The sequence below is a fragment of the Leptolyngbya sp. AN10 genome, from assembly GCF_050565645.1.
In the GTDB taxonomy this organism is placed as follows: Bacteria; Cyanobacteriota; Cyanobacteriia; order Leptolyngbyales; family Leptolyngbyaceae; genus Leptolyngbya.
Genome location: NZ_JBNXVP010000026.1, coordinates 57399 through 80401 on the forward strand (window position 1 = coordinate 57399; position 23003 = coordinate 80401).

At 46.9% G+C, this 23003-nt stretch carries 23 protein-coding genes and 1 tRNA gene; 11 read left to right on the forward strand and 13 right to left on the reverse strand.

What is annotated here, in order from left to right:
- Positions 1-947: 947 nt before the first annotated feature.
- From ACQ4M5_RS28600 to ACQ4M5_RS28630, 7 genes are all read right to left on the reverse strand, one after another.
- Positions 948-3167, reverse strand: a complete 2220-nt coding sequence (locus tag ACQ4M5_RS28600; RefSeq protein ID WP_430679174.1) for a GumC family protein — start codon at positions 3165-3167, stop codon at positions 948-950.
- Positions 3168-3226: 59 nt separating this feature from the next.
- Positions 3227-4315 carry a glycosyltransferase gene (locus tag ACQ4M5_RS28605; RefSeq protein ID WP_430679175.1) on the reverse strand — a complete coding sequence of 363 codons (1089 nt, stop codon included), beginning with the start codon at positions 4313-4315 and terminating at the stop codon, positions 3227-3229.
- 274 nt (positions 4316-4589) lie between these two features.
- The gene (locus ACQ4M5_RS28610) at positions 4590-4790 is read right to left on the reverse strand and encodes a hypothetical protein (protein WP_068379592.1); all 201 of its coding nucleotides are present in this window, start codon (positions 4788-4790) and stop codon (positions 4590-4592) included.
- A 68-nt stretch (positions 4791-4858) separates the two neighbouring features.
- Positions 4859-5614 carry a M48 family metallopeptidase gene (locus ACQ4M5_RS28615; RefSeq protein ID WP_430679176.1) on the reverse strand — a complete coding sequence of 252 codons (756 nt, stop codon included), beginning with the start codon at positions 5612-5614 and terminating at the stop codon, positions 4859-4861.
- Positions 5615-5688: 74 nt separating this feature from the next.
- Positions 5689-7821: a replicative DNA helicase gene (gene dnaB, locus ACQ4M5_RS28620; RefSeq protein ID WP_430679177.1), complete on the reverse strand. Its 2133-nt coding sequence runs from the start codon at positions 7819-7821 to the stop codon at positions 5689-5691.
- 193 nt (positions 7822-8014) lie between these two features.
- Positions 8015-8473 carry a 50S ribosomal protein L9 gene (gene rplI / locus ACQ4M5_RS28625; RefSeq protein ID WP_430679178.1) on the reverse strand — a complete coding sequence of 153 codons (459 nt, stop codon included), beginning with the start codon at positions 8471-8473 and terminating at the stop codon, positions 8015-8017.
- Positions 8474-8546: 73 nt separating this feature from the next.
- The gene (locus ACQ4M5_RS28630; protein ID WP_430679180.1) at positions 8547-12425 is read right to left on the reverse strand and encodes a non-ribosomal peptide synthetase; all 3879 of its coding nucleotides are present in this window, start codon (positions 12423-12425) and stop codon (positions 8547-8549) included.
- Between the two features lie 576 nt (positions 12426-13001).
- On the opposite strand from ACQ4M5_RS28630, the gene ACQ4M5_RS28635 reads away from it, so the two are divergent.
- Together ACQ4M5_RS28635 and ACQ4M5_RS28640 are read left to right on the forward strand one after the other, a co-directional pair.
- Positions 13002-13072, forward strand: a tRNA-Gly gene (locus ACQ4M5_RS28635).
- 112 nt (positions 13073-13184) lie between these two features.
- Positions 13185-13754: a hypothetical protein gene (locus ACQ4M5_RS28640; RefSeq protein ID WP_430679181.1), complete on the forward strand. Its 570-nt coding sequence runs from the start codon at positions 13185-13187 to the stop codon at positions 13752-13754.
- 28 nt (positions 13755-13782) lie between these two features.
- On the opposite strand, the gene ACQ4M5_RS28645 is transcribed toward ACQ4M5_RS28640, so the two are convergent.
- The 3 genes from ACQ4M5_RS28645 to ACQ4M5_RS28655 form a co-directional block, all read right to left on the reverse strand.
- Complete coding sequence (locus ACQ4M5_RS28645; RefSeq protein WP_430679182.1) at positions 13783-14703, reverse strand: peptidoglycan DD-metalloendopeptidase family protein; 921 nt, start codon at positions 14701-14703, stop codon at positions 13783-13785.
- Between the two features lie 77 nt (positions 14704-14780).
- Complete coding sequence (locus ACQ4M5_RS28650) at positions 14781-15620, reverse strand: 3'(2'),5'-bisphosphate nucleotidase CysQ family protein (RefSeq protein WP_430679183.1); 840 nt, start codon at positions 15618-15620, stop codon at positions 14781-14783.
- A gap of 12 nt (positions 15621-15632) precedes the next feature.
- Positions 15633-16484 carry a sugar kinase gene (locus tag ACQ4M5_RS28655; protein ID WP_430679184.1) on the reverse strand — a complete coding sequence of 284 codons (852 nt, stop codon included), beginning with the start codon at positions 16482-16484 and terminating at the stop codon, positions 15633-15635.
- A 9-nt stretch (positions 16485-16493) separates the two neighbouring features.
- On the opposite strand from ACQ4M5_RS28655, the gene rsmI reads away from it, so the two are divergent.
- Both rsmI and ACQ4M5_RS28665 read left to right on the forward strand, forming a co-directional pair.
- Positions 16494-17327 (forward strand): 16S rRNA (cytidine(1402)-2'-O)-methyltransferase, encoded by an 834-nt coding sequence (gene rsmI / locus ACQ4M5_RS28660; RefSeq protein ID WP_430679185.1) that lies wholly within the window; start codon positions 16494-16496, stop codon positions 17325-17327.
- The gene (locus ACQ4M5_RS28665) at positions 17324-17863 is read left to right on the forward strand and encodes a hypothetical protein (RefSeq protein ID WP_430679186.1); all 540 of its coding nucleotides are present in this window, start codon (positions 17324-17326) and stop codon (positions 17861-17863) included. Before rsmI ends, ACQ4M5_RS28665 begins: the two co-directional genes overlap by 4 nt.
- Before the next feature lies 1 nt (position 17864).
- On the opposite strand, the gene ACQ4M5_RS28670 is transcribed toward ACQ4M5_RS28665, so the two are convergent.
- Positions 17865-18731: a DMT family transporter gene (locus ACQ4M5_RS28670; protein WP_430679187.1), complete on the reverse strand. Its 867-nt coding sequence runs from the start codon at positions 18729-18731 to the stop codon at positions 17865-17867.
- 105 nt (positions 18732-18836) lie between these two features.
- On the opposite strand from ACQ4M5_RS28670, the gene ACQ4M5_RS28675 reads away from it, so the two are divergent.
- The 7 genes from ACQ4M5_RS28675 (at position 18837) to ACQ4M5_RS28705 (ending at position 22369) form a co-directional block, all read left to right on the forward strand.
- Complete coding sequence (locus ACQ4M5_RS28675; RefSeq protein WP_430679188.1) at positions 18837-19280, forward strand: thiol-disulfide oxidoreductase DCC family protein; 444 nt, start codon at positions 18837-18839, stop codon at positions 19278-19280.
- Positions 19281-19287: 7 nt separating this feature from the next.
- Positions 19288-19545, forward strand: a complete 258-nt coding sequence (locus ACQ4M5_RS28680; RefSeq protein WP_430679189.1) for a type II toxin-antitoxin system HicA family toxin — start codon at positions 19288-19290, stop codon at positions 19543-19545.
- Positions 19542-19760 (forward strand): type II toxin-antitoxin system HicB family antitoxin, encoded by a 219-nt coding sequence (locus tag ACQ4M5_RS28685; RefSeq protein ID WP_430679190.1) that lies wholly within the window; start codon positions 19542-19544, stop codon positions 19758-19760. Before ACQ4M5_RS28680 ends, ACQ4M5_RS28685 begins: the two co-directional genes overlap by 4 nt.
- A gap of 95 nt (positions 19761-19855) precedes the next feature.
- Entirely contained in the window at positions 19856-21220 is a 1365-nt protein-coding gene (locus tag ACQ4M5_RS28690) for a glycoside hydrolase 100 family protein (protein ID WP_430679191.1), read from the forward strand.
- Between the two features lie 37 nt (positions 21221-21257).
- Positions 21258-21386 carry a hypothetical protein gene (locus ACQ4M5_RS28695; protein WP_430679192.1) on the forward strand — a complete coding sequence of 43 codons (129 nt, stop codon included), beginning with the start codon at positions 21258-21260 and terminating at the stop codon, positions 21384-21386.
- 147 nt (positions 21387-21533) lie between these two features.
- Positions 21534-22178 (forward strand): hypothetical protein, encoded by a 645-nt coding sequence (locus ACQ4M5_RS28700; protein WP_430679193.1) that lies wholly within the window; start codon positions 21534-21536, stop codon positions 22176-22178.
- A 26-nt stretch (positions 22179-22204) separates the two neighbouring features.
- A complete protein-coding gene (locus ACQ4M5_RS28705; protein ID WP_430679194.1) occupies positions 22205-22369 on the forward strand; it encodes a hypothetical protein in 165 nt (54 codons plus the stop codon).
- 18 nt (positions 22370-22387) lie between these two features.
- Here ACQ4M5_RS28705 and ACQ4M5_RS28710 read toward each other — a convergent pair whose 3' ends face one another.
- Positions 22388-22672 carry a DUF427 domain-containing protein gene (locus ACQ4M5_RS28710; protein WP_430679195.1) on the reverse strand — a complete coding sequence of 95 codons (285 nt, stop codon included), beginning with the start codon at positions 22670-22672 and terminating at the stop codon, positions 22388-22390.
- Between the two features lie 34 nt (positions 22673-22706).
- Complete coding sequence (locus ACQ4M5_RS28715) at positions 22707-22865, reverse strand: hypothetical protein (protein WP_430679196.1); 159 nt, start codon at positions 22863-22865, stop codon at positions 22707-22709.
- Positions 22866-23003 lie beyond the last annotated feature (138 nt).

Here is a 23003-nt window from a genome sequence, read left to right on the forward strand (position 1 = left end):
CTGACAGTCAATCGAGTAAGGAAACAGATTTAAGTGCGGCAAAAATGTTGCAAGTTCGAGTCCTAACTTGAGGAATCTACTCGAATCATTAATCACTCAGATTTTAGTAGATTTAAGTGCGAATATCTCTACTTCAAGTAGGAGCACTTAAGAGGTTCTATCTTTTGGAAGAACTGCAATTAATTTGATTGAATTTGCTCAAAATCGCGGTTTCTCTGAATCAAGATCAGAAATTCTACAACCTATCAAAACTAAATTTTATACTAAACTGAGAATCTGGAGTTAAAGATTAGGATAAATTTCGCGTCGGTGAAAGCCAGTTCAACTATGGGGATCAGCTATCATTCATCCACTTTAAAGGTGATGAAATTAGCACTTATACGCTGATACCAATTCTCAGCTTTGCGGAATCAATGATTTAGTATTTATCTGAAGATATAAATATCGATGTATCTCTATTTTCCTAATGCTTTGTACCAGTCTATACTTTGTCATAGCTCGATCGAGCTGTGTTGAACTGCATCATCTTTCTAAGTAGAGAGAGTAATCGATTTAAAAATAGAAAGTCAGTAAAAAAGAACAAACCTGATTAGATTTGTCCTTTAAAGCCTAGTTAATTAATTTATAAGACAGTGTTTGAGAAGTAATCGTTTATTGCATTCACCTGCCCGGACATGAATCTCCGGGCGAACTCGCAACGCAGCAAAGCCGCTTTTTATCCTTCTCAAACACCCTCTAAGCAGGTGCTACTGTGTATAACACAAGTCGTTTTTGCTTCGGTTGAATCGGCTTCAGCCCCCTAAATCCCCCAAATTTGGGGGACTTTGAAGATAGAAACCGCTTTGGAATTCGAGAAATTTTTCTGGCTCAAAGTCCCCCAGAATGGGGGATTTAGGGGGCACGATCTGACCACAACGAAGTGCAAGAGACTGATGTATACACAGTAGCTAAGCAGGTGTAGGAGCCGATCGATAATAGTAACTGTGTCCACTTTCGGCACAATTCGCCACCACCCCAACCAAGTTCAATCGACTCAGCATTCCAACCGCTTGCGACACTTCGTTTTTATCAACGTGTCCCATTCGTCCCACAAGCAAGGCTCCATCACAGAATGAAGCTGCCAACAGCGCATCCACAATTCCCAGAACCGGAGGCGCATCTAAAATCACCAAATCGTAATGCTGCTCGAACACCGTCATCAAATCGCGCATCCGCTTAGAACTGAGCAACTTCACCGAATCAGTCGGAGTCGGTCCCGCTGTCAACACCGAGATTGGTAAATCACTGTAGGTACTTGCAGGCTGAATTGCCGATTGGGTCAATGCTCGATCGCTGGTCAACAACGTCGATAAACCATGATCATTCGGGAGTTGCAGTTGATGATGCAAGCCCGGACGACGTAGATCCGCATCAATCAATAAAACGCGCTGATGCAGTCGTGCCGCGCTGATTGCCAATCCGAGGGCAACCGTCGATTTTCCTTCACCCGCGAGAGCAGAAGTAACCACGAGCGATCGCATTGGAGTCCCATCAGTCATCAATTGCAGATTCTTGTAAATCAAATCCAGCGATTCGCGGAACGGTGCCCAATGCAGGACTTGAAGCATCGAAGTATCGCCCACATTTGTCGATCGACCAAAAGCAAAATTGGTCGTCGGCATCAATTCAGACATCGGCAACTCTGGAACCATGCCAATCAGCGGGATCGATGCCTGCTTGGTCAGATCTTCTGAAGTGCGAATCGACTTATCTCCTGACTCACGCAAGAATGCCGCAACACAACCTAATAGCAAGCCTCCTGCTGCGCCAACCAGGAGATTTCTCATCCAGTTTGGACCCACTTGGCGACCGACTTTGGCTTGTTCCACTACTTGCCAATCAAATCCACCTCGTGCAATTTCGAGTCCCAATTCTTGCCGCGCTTTCTCCAACTGATCCAAGGTGTCACGCTGGAGTTTCACAGTGGGCAGCAAGCGATTGTACTCTGCCAGTAGGGTCGGGAATCGCTGGAGTTGAGCTTGTAAACGCTGAGCTTCTGCACCCAAGGACTGATCCCGCGCCCGTGCTGCAAAGAAGTCAACCTGAGCTTGAGTTAAATCGCTGGCAAACTTCAGATCATTCTCACCCAACTGTCCCGTTGAAAAGAGTGCTGAATCTGATCCCGCGATCGCGCCTGCTTCCACTCCCAGAACTCGCTGTGCCTCTTGCTGCAAGAGTGCGACCTGACGTTGCCGCTGATCTAATAGCTGCTGGACAAATGGCGATTTTGCTGTAAATCGAGTTTGCTGCTGAGCCAAAGCGACTTCAGTCTTTTGAACTTCAGCGAGTAAAGCCTGATACTGTCTCGACTGGCTCAACCTCGAAGCGATCGTCGCTTGTTCGGGCGATCGAGCAAGTTGCTGTTGAAGAGCGCTAAATCTCGCTTGAGCGCTTGCGAGTTCCCCTCGATTCGACTGCTGATCTTTCTGCAATTCCCGCAGTGATTCGATCAAAGCTCTCGATTGATCTTCAGGATCAACCAAATTCGAGGACTTACGGAACTGTTCGAGATCCGCCTCTGCTTTGTTCACCTTCTCTTGCACTTGAGGAATTTGTCGATCGATAAACGACAATCCTTTTGCCAACCGATTCCGCTGTTGTTCTAAGTTGTAATCCTGATAAACCCGTTGCAGCGCTTTGAGCACTTCGCGAGTTCTGACGCGATCGTGGTCGATGTAGCTCATCTCAACAATGTTCGTGTTCACCCGCTCATTTCCACGCAGTTCTTGAACCTGAACAATGTTTAATCGTCGTCTTAAGCGATCGACATCCATATCGCTGTATCGCGGCTTCAAATCGTTCACGGCTCGTTGCAGCAAAGGGGTACTCCGCATCAAGTTCACCTGCGTCGCGGTATCGCTTTCCACATTCGGATCAGCGAACGAGGTGCGATTATCGCCCGGAGCGCGGCGTTCCCGATAGTTCGACTCAACGAGCATTTGCATCGTACTGCGGTAGGTTGCTGGCATAAAAGCAGTCACGCCTGCCGCCAGCGCGATCGTGCCTGCGAGTGCGCCCAAGAACCAAATCTTCCGTCGCATCAACACGCCAAAAAGCTGTCCGTACCCTGGATCAGGTTCTTGGGCAGGTGGGGATGGATTGAAAAAGGTGAGATTACCTTGCGCCACGATGATTCACTCCGTTGGAATATAAATTTCAGGAAACTATAAAACTTACTAAACTGCAATCATTTCGTTCCACAAACTTCAGCAATCACCCCCTCGATCGAGTGAAAGAAGGCATCTTCGGAAAATTTACTCATCGCATGATCTCGAATTTTTTGATAGTTCCATTCGATCGCTTTGGCTCTGAGTAGTGCCCGATGCAGGGCTTGTGGAGTTTGAGAATTAAAGAATACACCCGTAACGCCTGGAATCTGTGTATCGAGGACACCTCCTTCGCCATACGCGATCACTGGAGTACCGCTGGCATTGGCTTCGATCGGAACCAGTCCGTAATCTTCCAGTGCCATCACAATCACCGACTTTGATTTCGACAGTAATAGTTTCCGTTCCGCGTCGCTCACATGTCCTAAGAATCTCACGTTTTGCATCGCCCGCGCTTCCAGAGTGTCTCGCTCTGGTCCATCTCCCGTCACAATCAAATTCCAACCCAACCAGTTAAACGCTTCAACGACGACATCCAATCGTTTATAGCTGACCAATCGAGCCGACGCGAGATAAAAATCTTCTTTCTGATTCGAGAAGGCGAACTGCTGACTATCGATCGGGCAGTTGATGACTCGTGCAGGCTTTTTGTAAATCTGCTGAATTCGCTGCGCTACTGTACTGGAATTCGCAAGATACACATCCGGCTCCTGAGCATACGCAAAATCTGTCTTCCGCATCGCTCGGAAGACTTGCTCCAACAGCGGCAAAAATCTTCGATAAGTCGTGTACTCTCGCAGATACGTTTTGGTATCCCACAAAAAGCGGGTGATATTGTGGCAAAAACAGATATGTTTCGCGTCTGGTCGCTTTCTCACGCCTTTGGCAAAACTGGTCGTGCTGCTAATAATCAAGTCATAGTCGCGCAAGTCCAAAGCCCGAAACGCGGAGTAGTACAGCGGCGCAAGCAGCTTAAAATAGCGGGAAGCGTTCGGAATCTGCTGTAAGTACGTGGTAAACACTTCTCGATCGCCAAAATCGATCGAGGCTTCCGGTTCATACAGCGAGGTGAAAATATCCGCATCAGGGTAGCGCTTACAGAGCATTTCAAAGACTCGCTCTGCACCCCCCTTCTGAGTCAGATAGTCATGGACAAGGGCAACTTTCATGACAAAACCGTGAAGGACACTAACAACTCGGAGACATCGAATTGTAGATCTGGATCGGACGATACGATCGCGAAGATGACCAGAATCGAGAAAGCCGATACAGTCGGTCAAATGAAGCCCAATCAAAGAACTTCGTCGAAAATGGTTACTCTAAGTTCAGAGTAAAACCTTACCGAGGCAACTGTAAATTTTTCATGAAGGCTTAAGCATCTTTCTGACGGTAGAGATACCACCCCAGAGCGGACTATATCCAAAGACATGGAAGCGCTCTATTCTAATCCTCGTCCATCTCGTCGGCTCTTAAGTCTCCAGGCTCATTCAACATCTGCGGAGTTACGGCTGGATTTTCGACGATCTCTCTTGGGTCGCCTTGATATCCACCGCTGTAGACTAAATCATTCGGATCGACCACCTTCTGTTTTTTAGGCGGTGAATCATCAGTTGGTTTCGGTAAACGTTCTGCTGGCTCTGTCATCTTTCAAACCCAAATTTCTTTGAATCCTACGGGTTCGATCGAGTCTCTTCCCCTATCCAAAGAATGAGTTAGTCCTTCAAACCGGGCATTTCCAGCCAACCAGGGACGTAGTGACTTGATTTGCGAAGCTCTTTGTCGATCGCTTTATAGTTTGGATCTTTCTCTTCAACGAGTGCCCAGAACCGCGCCGAGTGATTGAGGTGTACCGTATGGCATAGCTCATGCACAAAGACATATCGCACCAGTTCCGGTGGCAGAAACAATAATTTATAGTTCAGGCTGATATTGCACTGCTGAGAACAACTTGCCCAAAGCGTTTTTTGTCCCCGAATTGAGGCTTTATGAAACGGCAAATCCAATTCCTGACTGATAGACCAAAGCCAGGGAACTAACCGCTGATAGGCTTTGTGAGTTAACCATTGCTGAAGGAGCGCGCGACAAAGCTCCTCGTTGTTCGTATTACCACGCAGAATCAGCTTGGACTTGCCTTTTTCGGTCAGCGTCACCTTGGAAAATCCAGTCGGTTGGTACTCGATTTCCCACAATTGATCGATCGCTCTTAGCGCCAACTGTTCGGGCAACCCAGGGGAAGTCTCAAACTGTTGTCGCTGTGCTTCGAGTCGATCGATCGTTCGCTCAATCCAACTTTGTTTGGTCTGCAAAATTTCAGGGATTCGGCTCTGGTCAAATCCACGTGGGATAATGACTTCTAAACCGCCCTGAACCGTCATTCTGAGGCTGACGTGTTTTGCTTTAATGCTTTCGCGAACTCGATACTGAGGGAGTTCTACAAGCTGACCCTTAATCAGTCTTGATTCAACCATTGGTACGCATGATAGCAATTCCAAACCCGTTATCTATACTACTGGATTCTTCTCGGATCGGATCAGTAATTTGGTTAAGAGTCGAAACGGTTGGGAGAAGCGAGATTTAAGAATCGAGTAAATTGCGGCTCGAACAACAATTTGATTGTTCCAGTGGGTCCATTCCGATGTTTGGTGATGAGGACTTCGGCAATTCCTCGATCGGGTGTATCTTCATTGTAATATTCATCGCGGTAAAGCATCATCACTAGGTCCGCGTCTTGCTCGATCGATCCACTTTCGCGAAGGTCAGACATCATCGGACGCTTATCAGCACGGGATTCCACGCTTCGGCTCAATTGAGAGAGGGCAATCACAGGCACATTCAATTCACGGGCAAGCCCTTTCAAAGCACGAGTAATTCTTGCAAGTTCTTGGACTCGATTTTCACTCCCGCTGCCTTCCATCAGTTGCAGGTAGTCGATCAAAATCATGCCGAGTGCGCCGCCTTGTTCGGCTTGTAGTTTGCGGGCACGCGATCGCATTTCCACGACGCTAATATTCGGCGTATCGTCAATGAAGATTCTCAGTTCTGACAGTCGCCCGATCGCATTACTCAGCGGCTCCCAATCTTGAGAGGCAATTCTGCCGGATCGTAATCTTCCACTCTCGATCCGAGCCTCACTCGCCAGCAATCGCTGAACAATCTGCTCTTTCGACATTTCTAAGCTAAATACTGCGACCGGGAGCTTGTATTGTGCTGCAATATTTCGCCCCAAACCCAGACAGAACGCCGTGTTGTGCACACAGATGTCATTCGCAACAAAGTTATGAGTCTTGGGAATGGTCAGATCGTAAACTTGCTTCTCGCCCACGAACTCGATCGCAGTAATTTCATCCCAATAGACATCACTGTTCGCTAATTCCTGAAGAACGTTTGAACGTTGAACACATAAAACTGATCCAGCTTGTGCCTCATAAGTTGCCGAATCGAAAACCTCGATCGAGGTTGCATCAATTAAATCAAGTTTCCAAACTGGCTGAGCGGCAGAATCGAATTGAAGTTGACTAACGACTCCAAATCTCAGGAGTAGATGTTGAACTTGACGCGCTAACTTTTCGTGATGCAGAACATAACCGTTCGCAAGCAGTCGATTCAGAAATGTGGCTAATTGATCACGAACAAGCTGGAATACGAACGATGGAATTTCTTTCATACTCAGTTCAACAAGTCGATCGATCTCGCTTGGCGCAACTGAAACTTTTCCAAAAACGTCAATGATTCGGGGAACAGCAATACGATCGCCCACTCGCAACGAGGACAAAGGCAACCATCCATCCAACGTCAAATAAGGATGCGTTAGTGTGGTTTCGACTGTTCTGCCCAGGCGAGTCGTAACTCGGAAAACGGGCTTAATGCCGTCATCAATGAAGGCGGAAGGCTCGGTTACAGAGAATTTCCAATTGTCGTTGAGCGTTAATAATTCCGCTTGGCGACGTTGGTAAATTTCTTCAATTGTCGCGATCGAACCATCTGCCAAAACGAGTTCCGCATCGTGAGCGAGACATTTTCCCATTGACGGGCGACCTGCAACAATGATCAAATCCGATCGCTGAAATCCCTGAGTTTTACCATCCAAATCATAAAAGCCCGACGCTAATCCAGGTAGCGCCATTCCTGCCGATCGCTCTTCAATTTCAGCAAACGTCTTGGTTAAAATATCCGATGTCGCAATCAAACCTTGATTCGGGCGAACTTGCGTAATGCTAAACACTTTTTGTTCAGCTTCATCCAGAACTTTCTCTAAGTCCTTTGCTGTTTCATGTCCAAGTTGTGAAATCTGATGTCCGGTGCTGATTAATTTCCGCCGTAAATACTTATCGACTACCAGAGTGGCGTATTGATCGATATTGACTGCGCTTACAGTTCGATCGACCAATTGCACCAGTTTCGACTGTCCGCCTAATTTGTCTAATAATCCGCGATCGTTTAACCAAGTCGAAACGCTCATCAGATCAGTCGGAGATCCCTGCTGATGAAGGGCAACACAGGCTTTGTAAATCTCCTGGTGAGCGCTGCTGTAAAACGCTTCAGAGCGCAGAATGTCGAGAATCCGAGTAATCGCTTCGGGGTCGAGTAAAATTCCGCCTAAAATTGCCTCTTCAGCATCGAGATTCTGAGGGGGAATGCGATCGTTAACGGGTTGGAAATTGAAGTCTTGAACCATGATGCTGAGAAGCAGGATTGGCGAGAATGTGTTGGGGGCTGAATCCAATTTCACGGACTCAACCCCCAACTATACAGCTATTTCCAATCTTAGCAAGTTTTAGTAACTGTGTACTGGTAGAGAGTAGGGGGTAGGGAGTAGGGAGTGGAAAACGGGGTTGATCACAGTCCTTACTCCCCACTCCCCACTCTCTCTACGCTGCAACCACTCGAATAATCACCTTTGAAGTGACTTCGGGGTGCAGTTTGATTTGCGCTGTGTACTCTCCGAGTTTGCTGATGTCGGGAAGCGTGATCGAACGTCGATCGATCTCTTGATTGGTCTTCGCTTTGATTGCCTCTGCGACATCTTGGTTTGTGACCGTTCCGAAAATCGAATCGTTTTCGCCTGCTTGTTTCTCGATATCGAATCCGCCAACCGTTTCGATTTCTGCTGCGATCTGAACCGCCTGCTGTTTCAATTCAGCTAACCGTTGTTCCTCTAATTCGCGCCGACGAGCGACCTGTTTGAGAATCCCAGGATTGACTGTGGTTGCCTTGCCTTGGGGCACGAGATAGTTTCTTGCATAACCGGGGGCGACTTCCACTAAGTCCCCAATGCGTCCTAATTTGCTTACGTTCTGCGTGAGAACAAGCTGAATCCGCTTCGCCATAATGTCTATGTACTCGATTGTTTCCGCACAAATAGTCTATTCTACCGGAAAGCGACCCGATTCGATCGAGGCTTTACTTTGGAAAAAGATGAGCGATTTTTTGGATTAAAATTCTCATCGCTGATTTATCAACACAAGACAGATGCGTTCCCGGCAGGATGTGAACGGTTAGTTGATCGTCTGCTAAGGTGCGCCAACTGACCCACATTTCTGAAGGTCTCGCTTCCTGTTCGCAAATGAATAGTTGGATTGGAAAGGCACTTTGGCGCGGACGGTAATGGCGAACAATCCAACCATGCCGCCAATAGGGATCGGTGTTGCCTGTGAGATGATCGATCGCGCCAAACAAGATCATTCGCACGATTAGTTTGAGGCTCCAGATTACTTTTTTGAGAAATAGAACTGTGCGATCGCGAAATTTCAACGATCGACTTTCCACCCCAAACGCATTCCAGCGCGTCAACAGTTCCAGCAACAGATAAAAATTCCGTACTACAGGCAACTTCTGAAGCACCGTGAATTGTTCTGGAATTGCCATCATATTCCCTGGTGCAATCAAGGCGAGCAAAGCAACTTCTTGCCCTTGATCGTGAAGCTGTTGAGCAATGTCGTACGCGACTGAAGCTCCCATTGAGTAGCCGATGATGTGATATGGTCCTTCAGGCTGAAACTGTTGCATTTCTCGAATGGCGTGATTTGCCATCATTTCGAGCGTGGTCTGGGAATCGATCGAGAGTTCTTGAATGCCATAAATCGGCTGCTCTGGATCAAGATGAGCGCGTAACCCTTCACAAAACCGAAAGGTTCCGGTTGCGCCAGGAATACAGAAAAGTGGCGATCGAGTTGAATCTCCTGCTTGAAATTGAATCAGGGCAGACGAAAAATCGGATTGTTTATCTGCGATCGCTTGGCTCAATTGCCGAATGGTTGGAACTTGATACAGCATCGCCATCGGAATCGGTTTGCCTAAAGCCTGCTCCATCTTCGCCGCTAATTGCAGCATTAACAAAGAATGTCCCCCTAACTCGAAGAAATCATCCTCTACGCCAATTGGCTCAACTTTGAGAACTTCTTGCCAGATTTGGACAAGCTGATGTTCGATCGAGGTTTGTGGAAGTGAAATTGCTCTTGTTGAAATCGCAGGAGCAATGTCTAAAAGAGCTTTGCGATCGACTTTTCCATTCGCAGTTAAAGGAAAGGTTGCTAATTCAACAATGGCACTCGGAACCATATAGCTCGGCATCGATTGTTTCAAAAATCGCTGAAGTTCTTCTGGCTCGACAGATTCTTGAGCAACAGTGTACGCGATCAATCGCTGTGACTGTGCAAGCACGATCGAGTCTTTGACGGCTGGATGTTGGTTGATCGCAAATTCGATTTCTCCAAGCTCAATCCGAAAGCCGCGAATTTTCACTTGATCATCATTTCTGCCCAAATATTCAAGCTTGCCATCTTGCCGATAGCGAACTAAATCGCCAGTTCGATACAGTCTTTGAGGGAGCAATCCGGGAAACTGATGCTCAATAAATTTCTCTTGAGTTTGTTCTGGTCGGCGTAGATAGCCTCTTGCGATTCCGAATCCACCAATATAGAGTTCTCCAGCAACTCCAACGGGAACAGGCTGCATCTGTGGATCGAGAATGTACGTTTGAACATTGTCGATCGCACTCCCGATCGACAGTTCTCCTTGATCAAATCCCGATCGAATCGGATCATACATAGTCGCAATCACAGTCGCTTCTGTTGGACCATAAGTATTAAGCCAGCGCGGATAGTTCCCAACTCGCTCATACCAAGTGAGATAGGTCGATCGAGAAGCTTTTTCCCCGCCCACAATCACTAATCGAACGGCTGAAGGCAAGACCAAATCTAATTCTGTCAGTCCATAAACAATCTGATGCCAAAGAGCAGTCGGAAGATTCAGCACTGTAATTTGATGAGCTTCAACAAACTGTAGAAACTGTTGAGTAGACATCAAACAATCCGGCGAACGTAGCACCAGTGTTGCACCTTGAATCAAGGTTGGGAAAATTTCTTCGATCGCAATATCAAAGCTCAGTGCCGAAGCTTGCAAAACGCGATCGCATTCCTGCAATTCATACTCCCGAATCACTGCAAGGTTGTGATTCACCATGCTTTGATGCTCGATCATTACGCCTTTCGGTTTTCCAGTTGAACCGGAAGTGTAGATCACATAAGCGAGATTGCTATTTTTCACATTGCTCTGAACAAGTGCAGCACTAAAGGATTGAATCTCGTCCAGATTCGTTAGTAACACTGTGACTTGAGCATCTGACATCAACAATTCAAGTCGCTCTTTTGGATAGGTTGGATCGAGCGGAACAAATGCGCCACCTGATTTAAGAATGCCAAGAATGCCAACAATAAAATCAATCGATCGAGGAATGCAAATCCCGACCAAACTATCGGGCTGAACTCCTTTTGATTGTAAGAATCGGGCAAGTTGATTCGATCGCTCTTCTAATTCTTGATAGGTAATTTGTTCTTGCTCGAATTGAACTGCGATCGCATTCGGTGTTCTTGCTGCCTGAGCCGAAATCAATTCATGAACACAGCTTGAGGGAATCGATCGAGCCGTATCATTCCACTCCACTAACAATTGATGTTTTTGTTCCGCTGGCAAGATCGATAGATGCGAAATTCGTTCTTGAGGAGTGCAAACGACGCTCTCTAGCAAAGTCTCAAACTGTTGAGCCATGCGCGTGATCAGATCACTTTCAAATCGATCGACATTGTATTGCCAGACCAAATTAAATTGATCGCCCGCTTCTACTACTTGCAAATCTAGATCGAATGTTGCTCCACCTTGATGTTCAAGCCAGTAAGGTTCAAGTGTGAGTTCCCCAAACGATTGAGTGATCCAACGATGTTTTTGCCAAGTAAAAGTGACCGAAAATAGACGGCTCGTTTTCTTCTGTTTGACTAATTCTTGTAGCGGCAGATCTTGATGGGCTTGTACTTCACGAACAATACGATCGACTCGCTCTAAAAGTGTTCCAAATTCAAGCTCTGCCTGCATTGGAACCCGCAGCGGAACCATATTCGAGAAATAGCCAATGACATCCTGAAACGAATCCATTCCCCAACGTCCCGCCATTGCAGTCCCGATCGTTAAATCACTCTCGCCCGTGTAGCGATACAGCAACACCAAAAACGCTGTGAGTAGAACACGATAGAGACTATAACCTTGTGATTTCAGTGGCTCAATCAAATGAGAAGGCAGTAGAAAAGATTGCGTCTCACTCTGCTGCGTTTTCTGAATCGTAGTCTGACTCGGCAGATCAAGCTCAGGAAGTTCACCCGCTAATTGATGATTCCAGAAATCGATCAAGTCTTTGCCGCGATCGTCATTCAGCATTTCACCCTGCCAATCCACATAATCGGCATAGGTCAATGCTTGCACCGCGCTTTGCGTTCGCGGTTCCACAGATTTCCCTTGATAGCACCGTCCCCATTCTTCAATCAGCAAATCAAACGTCCACATATCACCCGCAATATGATGCAGAGTAATCACTTGAACGAATTCCTTAGAACTTCGCTGAAACAAGCTCACTCTAATTGCAGGTTCCGTTTCTAGGTGAAACAGTCTCGTCGTCTCAGCAAAAATCTGAGTTTTTAAAGTTTCCTCGCTCCAATCTGCTGCCTGAACGTATTGCAATGGAAGCTTGCCGGATTGAACCACTCGAAACGGTCGCCCACTCGACTCACCGTAGCGCGATCGCAAAATCGAATGCGCCTCAAATACGTGATTCCAAGCCTGCTCCCAAGCGTTCACATCCAACACACCCTCAATCCGAATCGTGTGATAGATGTTGTAAGCCGTACTGTTTGGCTCAAGCTGATAGAGAAACCATAACCCTTGTTGCTGACAAGAAAGGGGAAATTGAACTGAAACTTGAGTGAATGAAGGAAGTGCTGTCAAACTTTGCATGTCAATGAAACAGTCTGTGCGCGAGAACTTTTAGGTTGCGCCATTCACAGCGAGTTACACCGCAAACCTATCCATGCCCAAACCGCTCTGTCCTCAATCACTGGGAACAATTCTCGATCGTGAACCTGTAGAAGTTAAAAAATCCGTGTATGCTCGAACTGCGAAGATTTAACCTGGCTAGAGACACGTCCCCTGAACTTAACTCTTAACCTCGTCTGCCTAGAAATCACAGCTAAGAGTAAAATTTTCCTGATAACTAATTATACAAAATTAAAAATTCACACGTCTACAGTACGCAGAAAGTGTTCGTTTCAACCCCAGTGCACGGTGTTAGAACTAAATATCACTGCGATTGATGCCAAAAACCACGATCGTCTTTCCCCAAATTAATCTCTGAATCTCGCTCTGACTCAGAACTTCGCCCGTGAGCGCCACTGAACGGCAATCTTTTTCTGTGGTTGTAGTATTCTACGGTCAATGTCTAACAAGATACGATCGCGACTCTAATTTCTAGAAGTTTAAACTTTGTGGTTTCAATTCCCAGAAAAGGTGTTATTCTGAAAAAGCGCAAAACGCGCGGGCATAGTTTAGTGGTAAAACACCTGCCTTCCAAGCAGGATATCCGGGTTCGATTCCCGGTGCCCGCTTCTTCAAAGTCTAATCGTTAAAACTGCCGTAATAAAGGCAGGCTTCTACCTCCTCCGTGGGATAATTACCTCACGAAAACAAAGGGTTACTAACCCGCGTGAGGAGATGAATATGACACAAAATTTCTGGCAGAAATCCTTATCCGCTTTGACGATCGCGGCTCTGTCCGCTCCCGTTCTGATGCCTGCTGCAATGGCGCAAACCGGATCGCTCACTGGACAATTGCGCTGTGCCAAACAATCCACAGCGATTTTTGCTCAGCGATCGGCAGCCAGTCCAGTAGTTCGGACGCTCACTGAGAATCAGCCTGTCACGTTGGCAGAAAACACCGCAGAAGGTGGATTTATCGCGGTGAGTGCACCTGTCCGAGGCTTTATCCAAACCGTTACTCTGAGACTTTGCCCCACCAGCGGCAATCCCAACCCAAATCCGAATCCGAATGCGACCTGTCGCCGAGTCAATCAAACCCAAGGTCTGATCGTTCGTCAAGGTGCGAATGTTTCTTCCCCGGTGGTCAGCAGTGTGGCAAACAATACGCAAGTTTTTCTCACCACAAATCCTGCTACAACGAGCGTGGATTCGTCCGGTCGGATCTGGGTGAGAATTGCAAGACCCGCAGCGGGCTGGATCTCGAACGGCTTCCAAAATACGCCCGGAACTAACTTAGTGAATTGTCAGTAAGTCGTCCGGGTCGATCGACTTTGGAACTCTAAAACCGTAACGGGACAGTCGAGGGCGATCGATTAACTTCAGCCTGTCGAACCCCTCCTTGTCCCGCACGATCGAGCAATTCCATCGGATTAATGGCGAACTGATAATTGTCTGCACCTTGACGAATCTCATAATGCAAATGTGGTCCGGTGGAATTGCCATTATTTCCGATCGCTGCAATGAGTTGACCGGAAGTAACCGCTTGACCCACTTTCACATAGGATTTACTGATATGAGCAAACAGGTGAATCCGTCCTTGTGGATCTCGAATCTTGACGTGCCAACCATAGCCCCATTCATAATTCGTCGTATCTTGTTCGCGCCCCACAAAAGTTACGACCCCACAAATCGGACTTTTGATCGGATCGCCAATGCTGCCATCAAAATCGACTCCGGTATGAAAATGAGTCTGACCGGGATTAAACGGATCGCTGACTCGTCCAAATCCCTGATTGATCACCGGAATCCGAACCGGATAGACTGGAGCACAATTTGAGGCGGGAGGCACGATCGGATCTGTGGCGGGAGTGCTCCGAATTGTGACGACTTTCGGCTGGAAACTTGAATCAGGAGCGGTGAGGAGTCGAACTTGATTGCTTTGTACCCAGCCTGTGATTCCAGAGCGATTCGATTCCATCTGATACCAGAGATTACCATCGCTCATCTGGGCGCGATCGAGAATTCGGATGCGATCGCCCGAATACGCAAATCCTACGATCGTCGAAGTCGGAGAAGGCGTAGTCCGAACATTAATCTGAGCAAACTGCTTGTTGCCAATAAGTTCGGCGGGTTGCGCGGCTTCGACAGGTTGCGCGGCATTTGAAAACTGTAACCAAATCGGACTCGTGAGAATTCCAAAGCTCAGGACAAACAGCACCAAGCTTCGGGCGAAGATGCGCCCTGCACGATTGATTTTCATGAGGATACGTTAGGAGGTTAGGAAGAAAAGCGCGATCGCTCTCTACTTTCCCTGCCATTGAACCTCAGATCGGGAAATTATTGATCAATTTTTGCAAGCAAATCGGTTGCGGTTTCGCAGAGTTGGCGATGAACTTTTCCATTGCTGGCAAGAATTCCACCCCACTGATTCACATCGGCACGATTGTATTGCACCGGAGATTGGTCGAAATACGTGAACTGTCCGCCTGCTTCAGTCAAGATCAGTTCCGGAGCGGCAAAGTCCCAATCTTTCGCGGCAGATTTACCGGAAAGAGATAAGTAAAGATCGGCTTGTTGTTCTACGATCGCAGCAATCTTACAGCCCACACTACCGATTTGGCTCTGTTGTTTGACGGGGAACTGTTCCATTAATTGATTAAATCGGACATCTCGATGACTGCGACTGGCAACCACGGTCAGATCTGCAAAGTTGGATTTGTCTGAAACTGATAATTGATGTCGATCGCCATTCTGAGTTTCGACCCAAGTTCCGCCATTTAGACTTGCAGAATAGAGTTTACCAAATGCAGGACAAGCGACAATGCCGACCACTGGACGACCTTGATAAGCTAAGGCAATGTGCATCGCATATTCACCCGTGCGATTGATGAAATCTTTTGTCCCATCGAGCGGATCAATAATCCACACCCAAGCACGACTCAGGCGAACTTCAGCAGGTTCAGATTGATAAGTTTCTTCGCTGAGATAGCCAAAGGTTTGCGGATCGAACACCGACTGTAGCTTTTCGAGAATGTAGGAATTTGCTGCAATGTCCGCTGAAGTGACCGGACTATCTCCTGATTTTTTAACTTCAAAGTTGCGGGATTGTTCGACGAGAATGTTCGCCGCACCCCAACCAATTCGACGAGCAATAGCGCAAATACCTTCAAAGTTCATCAGCGTGATTGTTCAAACAGCCTCATTATTATAGATGTGATGTTTCATCCATTCGCGAGTGCCGAAGAACTGACAGGAATGTGAAGCAACATGGGCAGCTTTGGACAGGGCATCAATAAACGAATGCTCTAATATATAGTGGCAAAATGCACCGTGGAAGATATCACCCGCTCCGAGCGTATCCATCACTGGAACCTGGGGAACATCAATTTCAAGGGTTGGGAGTTTAACCGTATTCTTTCCTCGTGTGATCGCGATGTGTGAAATTCCAAAGTTCTGTAGATAGTCAAAGACAGTCTGATCCGTCGGTGGTTTGAAGTTGGCAGAACAGATTGCATAGTCTACATAAGGTAAGACTGTTTCAAATCCAGGCTTCCAACTTCCACCATCGATCACAACTGGAATGTTTCTCTCACGTGCCTGTGACGCGATCGCACTTCCAATTTGCATCTGATGTCCATCAATCAGCACAATATCAATGTTATCGAGAAACACAGAATAATCTGTCACTTGAGATTTCACTGCATTAATCGAAACCACTGCTCGATCACCTGATGATTTGCTGACTACGATCGAGGAAACAGGCGGCGATTCACTCTTCATTGGATCAAGATCAACAATCTGAACGCCGCAAGTTTGCAAGTCGCTTTTAATTAGATGACAAATCGGATGTGAGCCGATCTCGCCGATCACAGTTGCAGAATTGCCTAAATGTTGAAATGCGATTGCAGCATTAGTCGCCGGACCGCCAGCCGCGATCGTGGTTTCTTCTGCGACAATTTTCTGATTCGAGCTTGGGGGAGCCTCCGCGAGATAGATTAAATCCAGCGTAACTAAGCCCACAAATAAGCCATGTTTTGACATAATTTCTACATGACAGCAACTCTATATATTGTGGGCACACCCCTCGGCAATTTAGAAGACATGACATATCGGGCAGTCCGAATTCTACAGACCGTAGATTTGATTGCTGCCGAAGACACGCGCCACACCGGAAAGCTTTTACAGCACTTCCAAATCAAAACCCCACAGATTAGCTATCACGATCACAATCGCCATTTCAGAACAACAGAACTGATCGATCGATTACAGCAAGGCATCTCGATCGCACTCGTCACCGATGCAGGAATGCCCGGAATTTCTGATCCAGGATACGAACTGGTAAAAGCCTGTGCAGAAAATCGTATTCCAGTGGTTCCAATTCCAGGTGCAACTGCCGCGATGACTGCGTTGAGTGCTTCAGGCTTAAAGAGCGATCGCTTTGTGTTCGAGGGCTTTCTTCCTGCTAAAGAAACTGAACGGCGAGAACATCTTGAAACCTTGATCACTGATGATCGAACCCTGATTTTCTATGAAGCACCGCATCGAATTCAAAAAACACTCCAAGATATTGCAACTGTTTTAGGAGACGATCGACAAATTGTTCTCGCACGTGAACTCACTAAACTACACGAAGAATTCTGGCGTGGAACTGTCAAAGCTGCGATCGCACATTACACCCAGACCGAACCAAAAGGCGAGTTCACGCTGATTGTTTCTGGTGCAGAACCGACGAAAGTTCCACTCACAGAAGAGGTTCTTAAAGCCGAACTGTTGGCACTCATGCAGCAAGGAATTTCTCGATCGCAAGCCAGTCGGCAACTTTCACAGCAAACCGCTTTACCGCGTCGTCAACTGTATCAACTTGCCTTACAGATTGAACTATGAGCGAATCCGAACTTGAGCGTCTATTGCAGAAAGCGTTCGATCAATGTGAACGGTTGGGGCATCCGCTTGATCCAGAACAAAAAGAAATTCTGCGATCGACCTTGCAGCAAGAAACCCGAACCAATCCACTCGAACAATTAACCAATGAGCAACGGGAAGCTTTACTGTTATTCGCTCAATCTGAACCTGACTGGAAGACCTCACTCTTAAATGATTGGCTGGAAAATCGCGATTCTGGGACTATGCAGTTCGTTCGAGACCAATATGGACTCGCATGGCTCAATTCGATTCTGCCTGAAGATTTAGCAGCCTACCGCGATCGAGAAACCCGATTGAATATTGGCGATCGCATTGAGGTCTCGAACACTTTGTGGGAATGGGTGCAAGATGGTGATCAAGAATGGTACTCCTGCACTGTGATTAGTCTAACGGAAGCCGATAGTTCCCAGAACACTCGCTGTACGATTCGATTTGAGAATGGTCAGGAGTACGAAATTCAAGGCGTATATGACTGGAATCGATCGAACTGGCGATGACCTATTTTCGATTCGCGATCGAGGTCAACACTAACGCTCCGACCACGCAAATCATTCCAATCCATTCGTGCACCTGTGGATACTCTCCAAGCTGCAACGCTGCAAACGTCACGCCTACTACCGGAGTCATCAACATTCCCAAGCCAGATAATCCTGCTGGAAGCTGAGTGAGTACATACATCCAGAGCAACATCGGAATGGCATTTCCAGGAAGAATGTTGTACATCAATGCACTGATAAAGGCAGAATTCCACTGAATCGGAGGAGCCGGAACAAAGAGCGCGATCGCAACTAACGGCAAGGCTCCGAACACCGTTTGCCAAGCGGTCAATGAAAGTAAACTGATATTCGATCGATTGATTTTCTTGGCAGTGACGTTTCCCCCTGCCCAACTCAATCCCGCAATCACAGCTAAAATTCCGCTGATCGGTGTTCCTTGCAGTCGAAACGGATCGAGAATCAGCAACAATCCTGAGAAGGCAATGGCGATCGCGACCCATTGCAATCCTTTAATCCGTTCACCGAGAAAGTACCAAGCCAGCAACAGTGTCCAAAACGGCATCGTGTACACCAGAATTGCTGTTTTTCCGGCTCCCCCGCTCATCAGTGCCCAAGCCGCAAATCCACTAAATCCCGCAGTTTGCAGCAGTCCTAACAAAAATAGTTGAGGCACAGATGTGGGTTTGAGCGATTGTCCTCTGATCATCAGTGCACTAAACAGAATGACTCCACTTCCAACATTTCGCAGCGCTGCAAACACGAACGGAGAGGAATATTGCACTCCTATTTTCATTTGTGTCCAACTGTAGCCCCAGAGCAATGCGATCGCAATTAACGCCAATACTGCTAACTTCGGAATTCGAGTCATATCCACACCCAACTGAAATAGGCATAGCTTAGAGCCAAAGTTCTTCGTCTACAATCCACCAGAAGCGTTAAGAACTGTAAAATTAAAGAAAAAGGTTCAGATCCGATGACAAATCCCACTTGGAAAATTAAGCTACTCTACGATCGTGAATGTCCGCTCTGTATGCGAGAAGTCAACTTTCTGAAAAAGCGAGATGGCGATCGAGGTTTAGTCGAATTCGTAGATATTGCTGACGAGAACTATTCCCCTGAAGAGAATGGTGGAATTGACTACGAGACTGCAATGGGTCGGATTCATGCTGTATTGCCCGATGGCAGCACGATTAAGAATGTCGAGGTGTTTCGGCGCGTCTATGAAGTTCTGGGCATGGGATGGGTCTATGCGATTACCAAAATTCCGGTCTTTGGCTGGTTGGCAGACAAGCTGTACGAGATTTGGGCTGATTGGCGGTTGGCTCTGACTGGAAGACCGAATTTAAGCGTCATTTTGGCGGAACGGCAGAAACAGTTGGACTGTTCAACTGAAGGACGTTGCCGAGTCGAGAAATAACGAAACGATGACTAAACGCAAGAAGCTTCAAGAACGGCTCAGGAACAACCCGAATGATGTGACATTTGCAGACATCCGAAATCTGCTTGAGCAAGAAGGATTTACACTCGATAGGATCACAGGTAGTCACCATATTTTTGAGAAGGGCGAAACAACCTTTGTGGTTCCAGTTCACAACGGCAAGGTGAAATCTGTCTATGTCAAGCGAGCCATTCGCCTCATTGAATTAGAAGACAATCAAGAAAACGAGGAAGAAACACCATGAACTACCCGATCGTCATTTATCCCGCTGATGAAGGTGGCTATGTTGCTGAGGTTCCAGCACTGAGAGGATGTTTAGCGCAGGGTGAGACGCTAACAGAAGTATTAGAAGAGCTAGAAACGGTTAAAGAACTGTGGATTGAGACTGCCAAGAAACGAGGGCAAGCATTACCTGACCCTGACTTAGCGATCGATAAAATTAAAACATTGAATCAATAACGCCAATTGGCTCAGATGAATCGATTGTAAAGTCGCATCGCACTCCAAAGGATTTGCTCTAGGATAGACCTTTGTTAATTTCGAGGAGTGAGACCTTGAGTATCGAAGAGCAAGCCTGGAAATTGTTAGAAAAATCGATCGTGTACTATCAGGGTCGCGAGATTGGCACGATCGCTGCCTGTGATACTGAAGTCGCTGCATTAAACTACGACCAATGTTTCGTTCGAGACTTTATCTCCTCTGCCCTGCTATTTTTGATGCGCGGCAGATTTGAGATTGTTCGCAACTTTCTCGAAGAAACATTAAGACTGCAACCAAAAACGACTCAGTTCGACTCTTCAAAACCGAGTCGAGGTTTGATGCCTGCGAGTTTCAAAATCATTGCTTATGAAGGTGGAGAGTACCTGAAAGCCGACTTTGGTGATCATGCGATCGGGAGAGTTGCACCCGCTGATTCGGGGTTGTGGTGGATCATTCTGTTACGAGCTTATGTAATTGCCACCGGAGACATTAGTTTTGCTTCTCAATCCGATGTGCAAGAAGGGATTCGCTTTATCTTAGAACTCTGCTTGGTGACTCGGTTTGATATGTATCCGATGGTCTTGGTTCCTGATGGAGCCAGCATGATCGATCGACGAATGGGAACCTATGGTCATCCGCTCGACATTCAAGCCCTGTTCTATGCCGCTTTGCGATCGAGCTTAGAACTCCTGGTCGAGAATGACGAAAATCAGAAAATGATTCAAGGCATTCACAGTCGATTAATTCCCCTCAGACGGCAACTGAGAGAGCATTATTGGCTCGATCCAGAGCGCTTGAATGTGATTTACCGCTATCGAGTCGAAGAATACGGCGAAGAGGCTCTGAACCAGTTCAACATCTATTCCGACTCCATCCCGTTCTATAAGCTGGCAAAATGGCTTCCAGAAGCAGGCGGATACATGGCAGGGAACTTAGGACCGTCTCAGATGGATGTGCGCTTCTTCTCGATCGGGAACTTAATGTCGATCGTCTCTGCACTTGCCACCGAAAGACAGTCCCACAAGATTCTGAACTTAATCGAACTGCGCTGGAGTGATTTAGTTGGACAGATGCCGATGAAACTTTGCTATCCCGCGCTCGAAGATGTGGAATGGCGCATTGTCACCGGAGCCGATCCAAAGAATCGTCCTTGGTCGTATCACAATGGCGGAAGCTGGCCCGTTCTACTCTGGATGCTCACGGCTGCTGCGAAAAAGATGAATCGAGGTGAACTGGCGCATCATGCGATCGCGGTTGCAGAACGTCGATTAGTTGAAGACCATTTTCCAGAGTACTACGATGGTCCTGATGGTCGATTGATCGGCAAAGAAGCGCGGAAGTATCAAACCTGGACGATCGCAGGCTATTTACTCGCAAAAGAACTGATTGCTCATCCTGAACATTTGAAGCTGATCAACTTTGACTGGGAAGCAAAGTGAATCAAACCAGGTGATCAAACCACGACAAAAACAAAAGATGGAGTACTCGCGAAATTTTGGACAATCAGACCGTAGTACTCCATCGGCTGAAACCCTTGCCGCTGGACTTACAGGCAAATTTCATCAATCCTGCGATCGACTACCAAAAATAGCTGAAACACTGTGATCGCAAGCATTCCAAGATCTGATAGTTGATCAACAATGGTCAAATCAGCTAAAAAACCGCAAAATTAACATACAAAATTGCAAAATTATTGTTCTGATTGATCAAACAGGTACTACAATCAGAAACAATTTACAGTGAGGTAAAACAATGCCCTACGCAATCTTAGATAATTCAGTCCGCAAGAACTTAGAACAAGAACGCGATCGACTAAAAGGCGATCGTGATTCGATCGTCAAAGCCGCTGTTGCAGCAGCCACCTCCGAGATTGATCAAACCTTAGAATATCTCAATGGTTTGCTCGGTGGACAAATCGAACCTCCAACCAATGGCAAAGGAAAGAAAGCTGCAACCACGATCGAACTTCCCAAAGTTGAAGCTGAGCCTGAAGCAAAGCCCAAACAGCAACGCAAAGGACGCGGCAAAGCCAAAGCTGCGGCAGAAGAAACCACCAAGGTAGCTCCTGAGAAGAAAACACGCGGCAAAGGCAAAAAGGCTGAAGAAGCAGCTCCCAAGAAACAGCGCAATGTGAAGCCTCCTGTTCCGTTTGATGCCACCATGAAGCGCGACTTCAAAGGATTAACTCCCGCAGAAGCAGTGCTGAAAGTCCTGACTGGTTCTCCTAGCGAAACCTTCACCACCGATGAAGTGATCGATATTCTTTATGGTTCATTGCCCAGCATTCAAGTGCCCGAAGCTCGCAAACGGATTGCATTGACTTTGGCACATGGCATGAGAAAGGGCAGCTACGAGAAAGTAGACGAAAATCCCAGCCGTTTCAAAATCAAAGGCTAATTACTCCTTTCGCAGCAAGGCTCATCATGACTACATTGCTGGTTCACTCAGACACTCTGCTGATAGTTGATGTGCTGGCTCAGAGGAAAACTGAACAGGTTTATCGGTACTGTCAGGCAAATTCTGAGCTTTGGACACTGGATCACAAAAAAGCCCGGTTTGGTCATGCTGAACCAAAATCACCGGGCTAATCGCAAAGATGTGATGAGCTATGCTTCGACTTTTACACCTTTCCAAAAAGCAATGTAGCCTGTAATGTTCTTCGCCGCGTCTTTCGGCGTGGGATAGTACCAGGCGGCATCCTTATTCGTTTGTCCATCCACCACGAGGTTGTAGTAGCTGGCAACGCCTTTCCAGCCGCAAGTGGTGTGAGTGTTGCTGTCTTGAAAATATTCAGACTTGATTGAGTCGGGTGGAAAGTATTGATTCCCCTCGACCACTTCTGTGCGATCGCTTTCTGCTAAAACCGTTCCGTTCCAAATCGCTCTTGGCATGGTTTGATCTCCAAACGCTTCGGTTTAAAGCCTATCATTCTCCCTGCGGTGTGTAACACTTCCGATCGCTCCAGCGATAGACCTGAGTTGCTTCGCAGTCTTGATCGTCGAGACTCGACTGGGCTGAACCGAAATGAATGAAGGTAAAGACAGCGACAAGGAGCGCAATCATTCCAGAAATCACGGACGGCATTCTTTATCTGAGTAGAGGATGAAACTCAGCATCGTGTAAATACAGAGACAATTACAAGCGTAGTCGATGAATTTACATAGAAAATCGATTGAGTTTCATCGAATCTTTAGGAATTTACGATAAAGATCGTAGAAACCC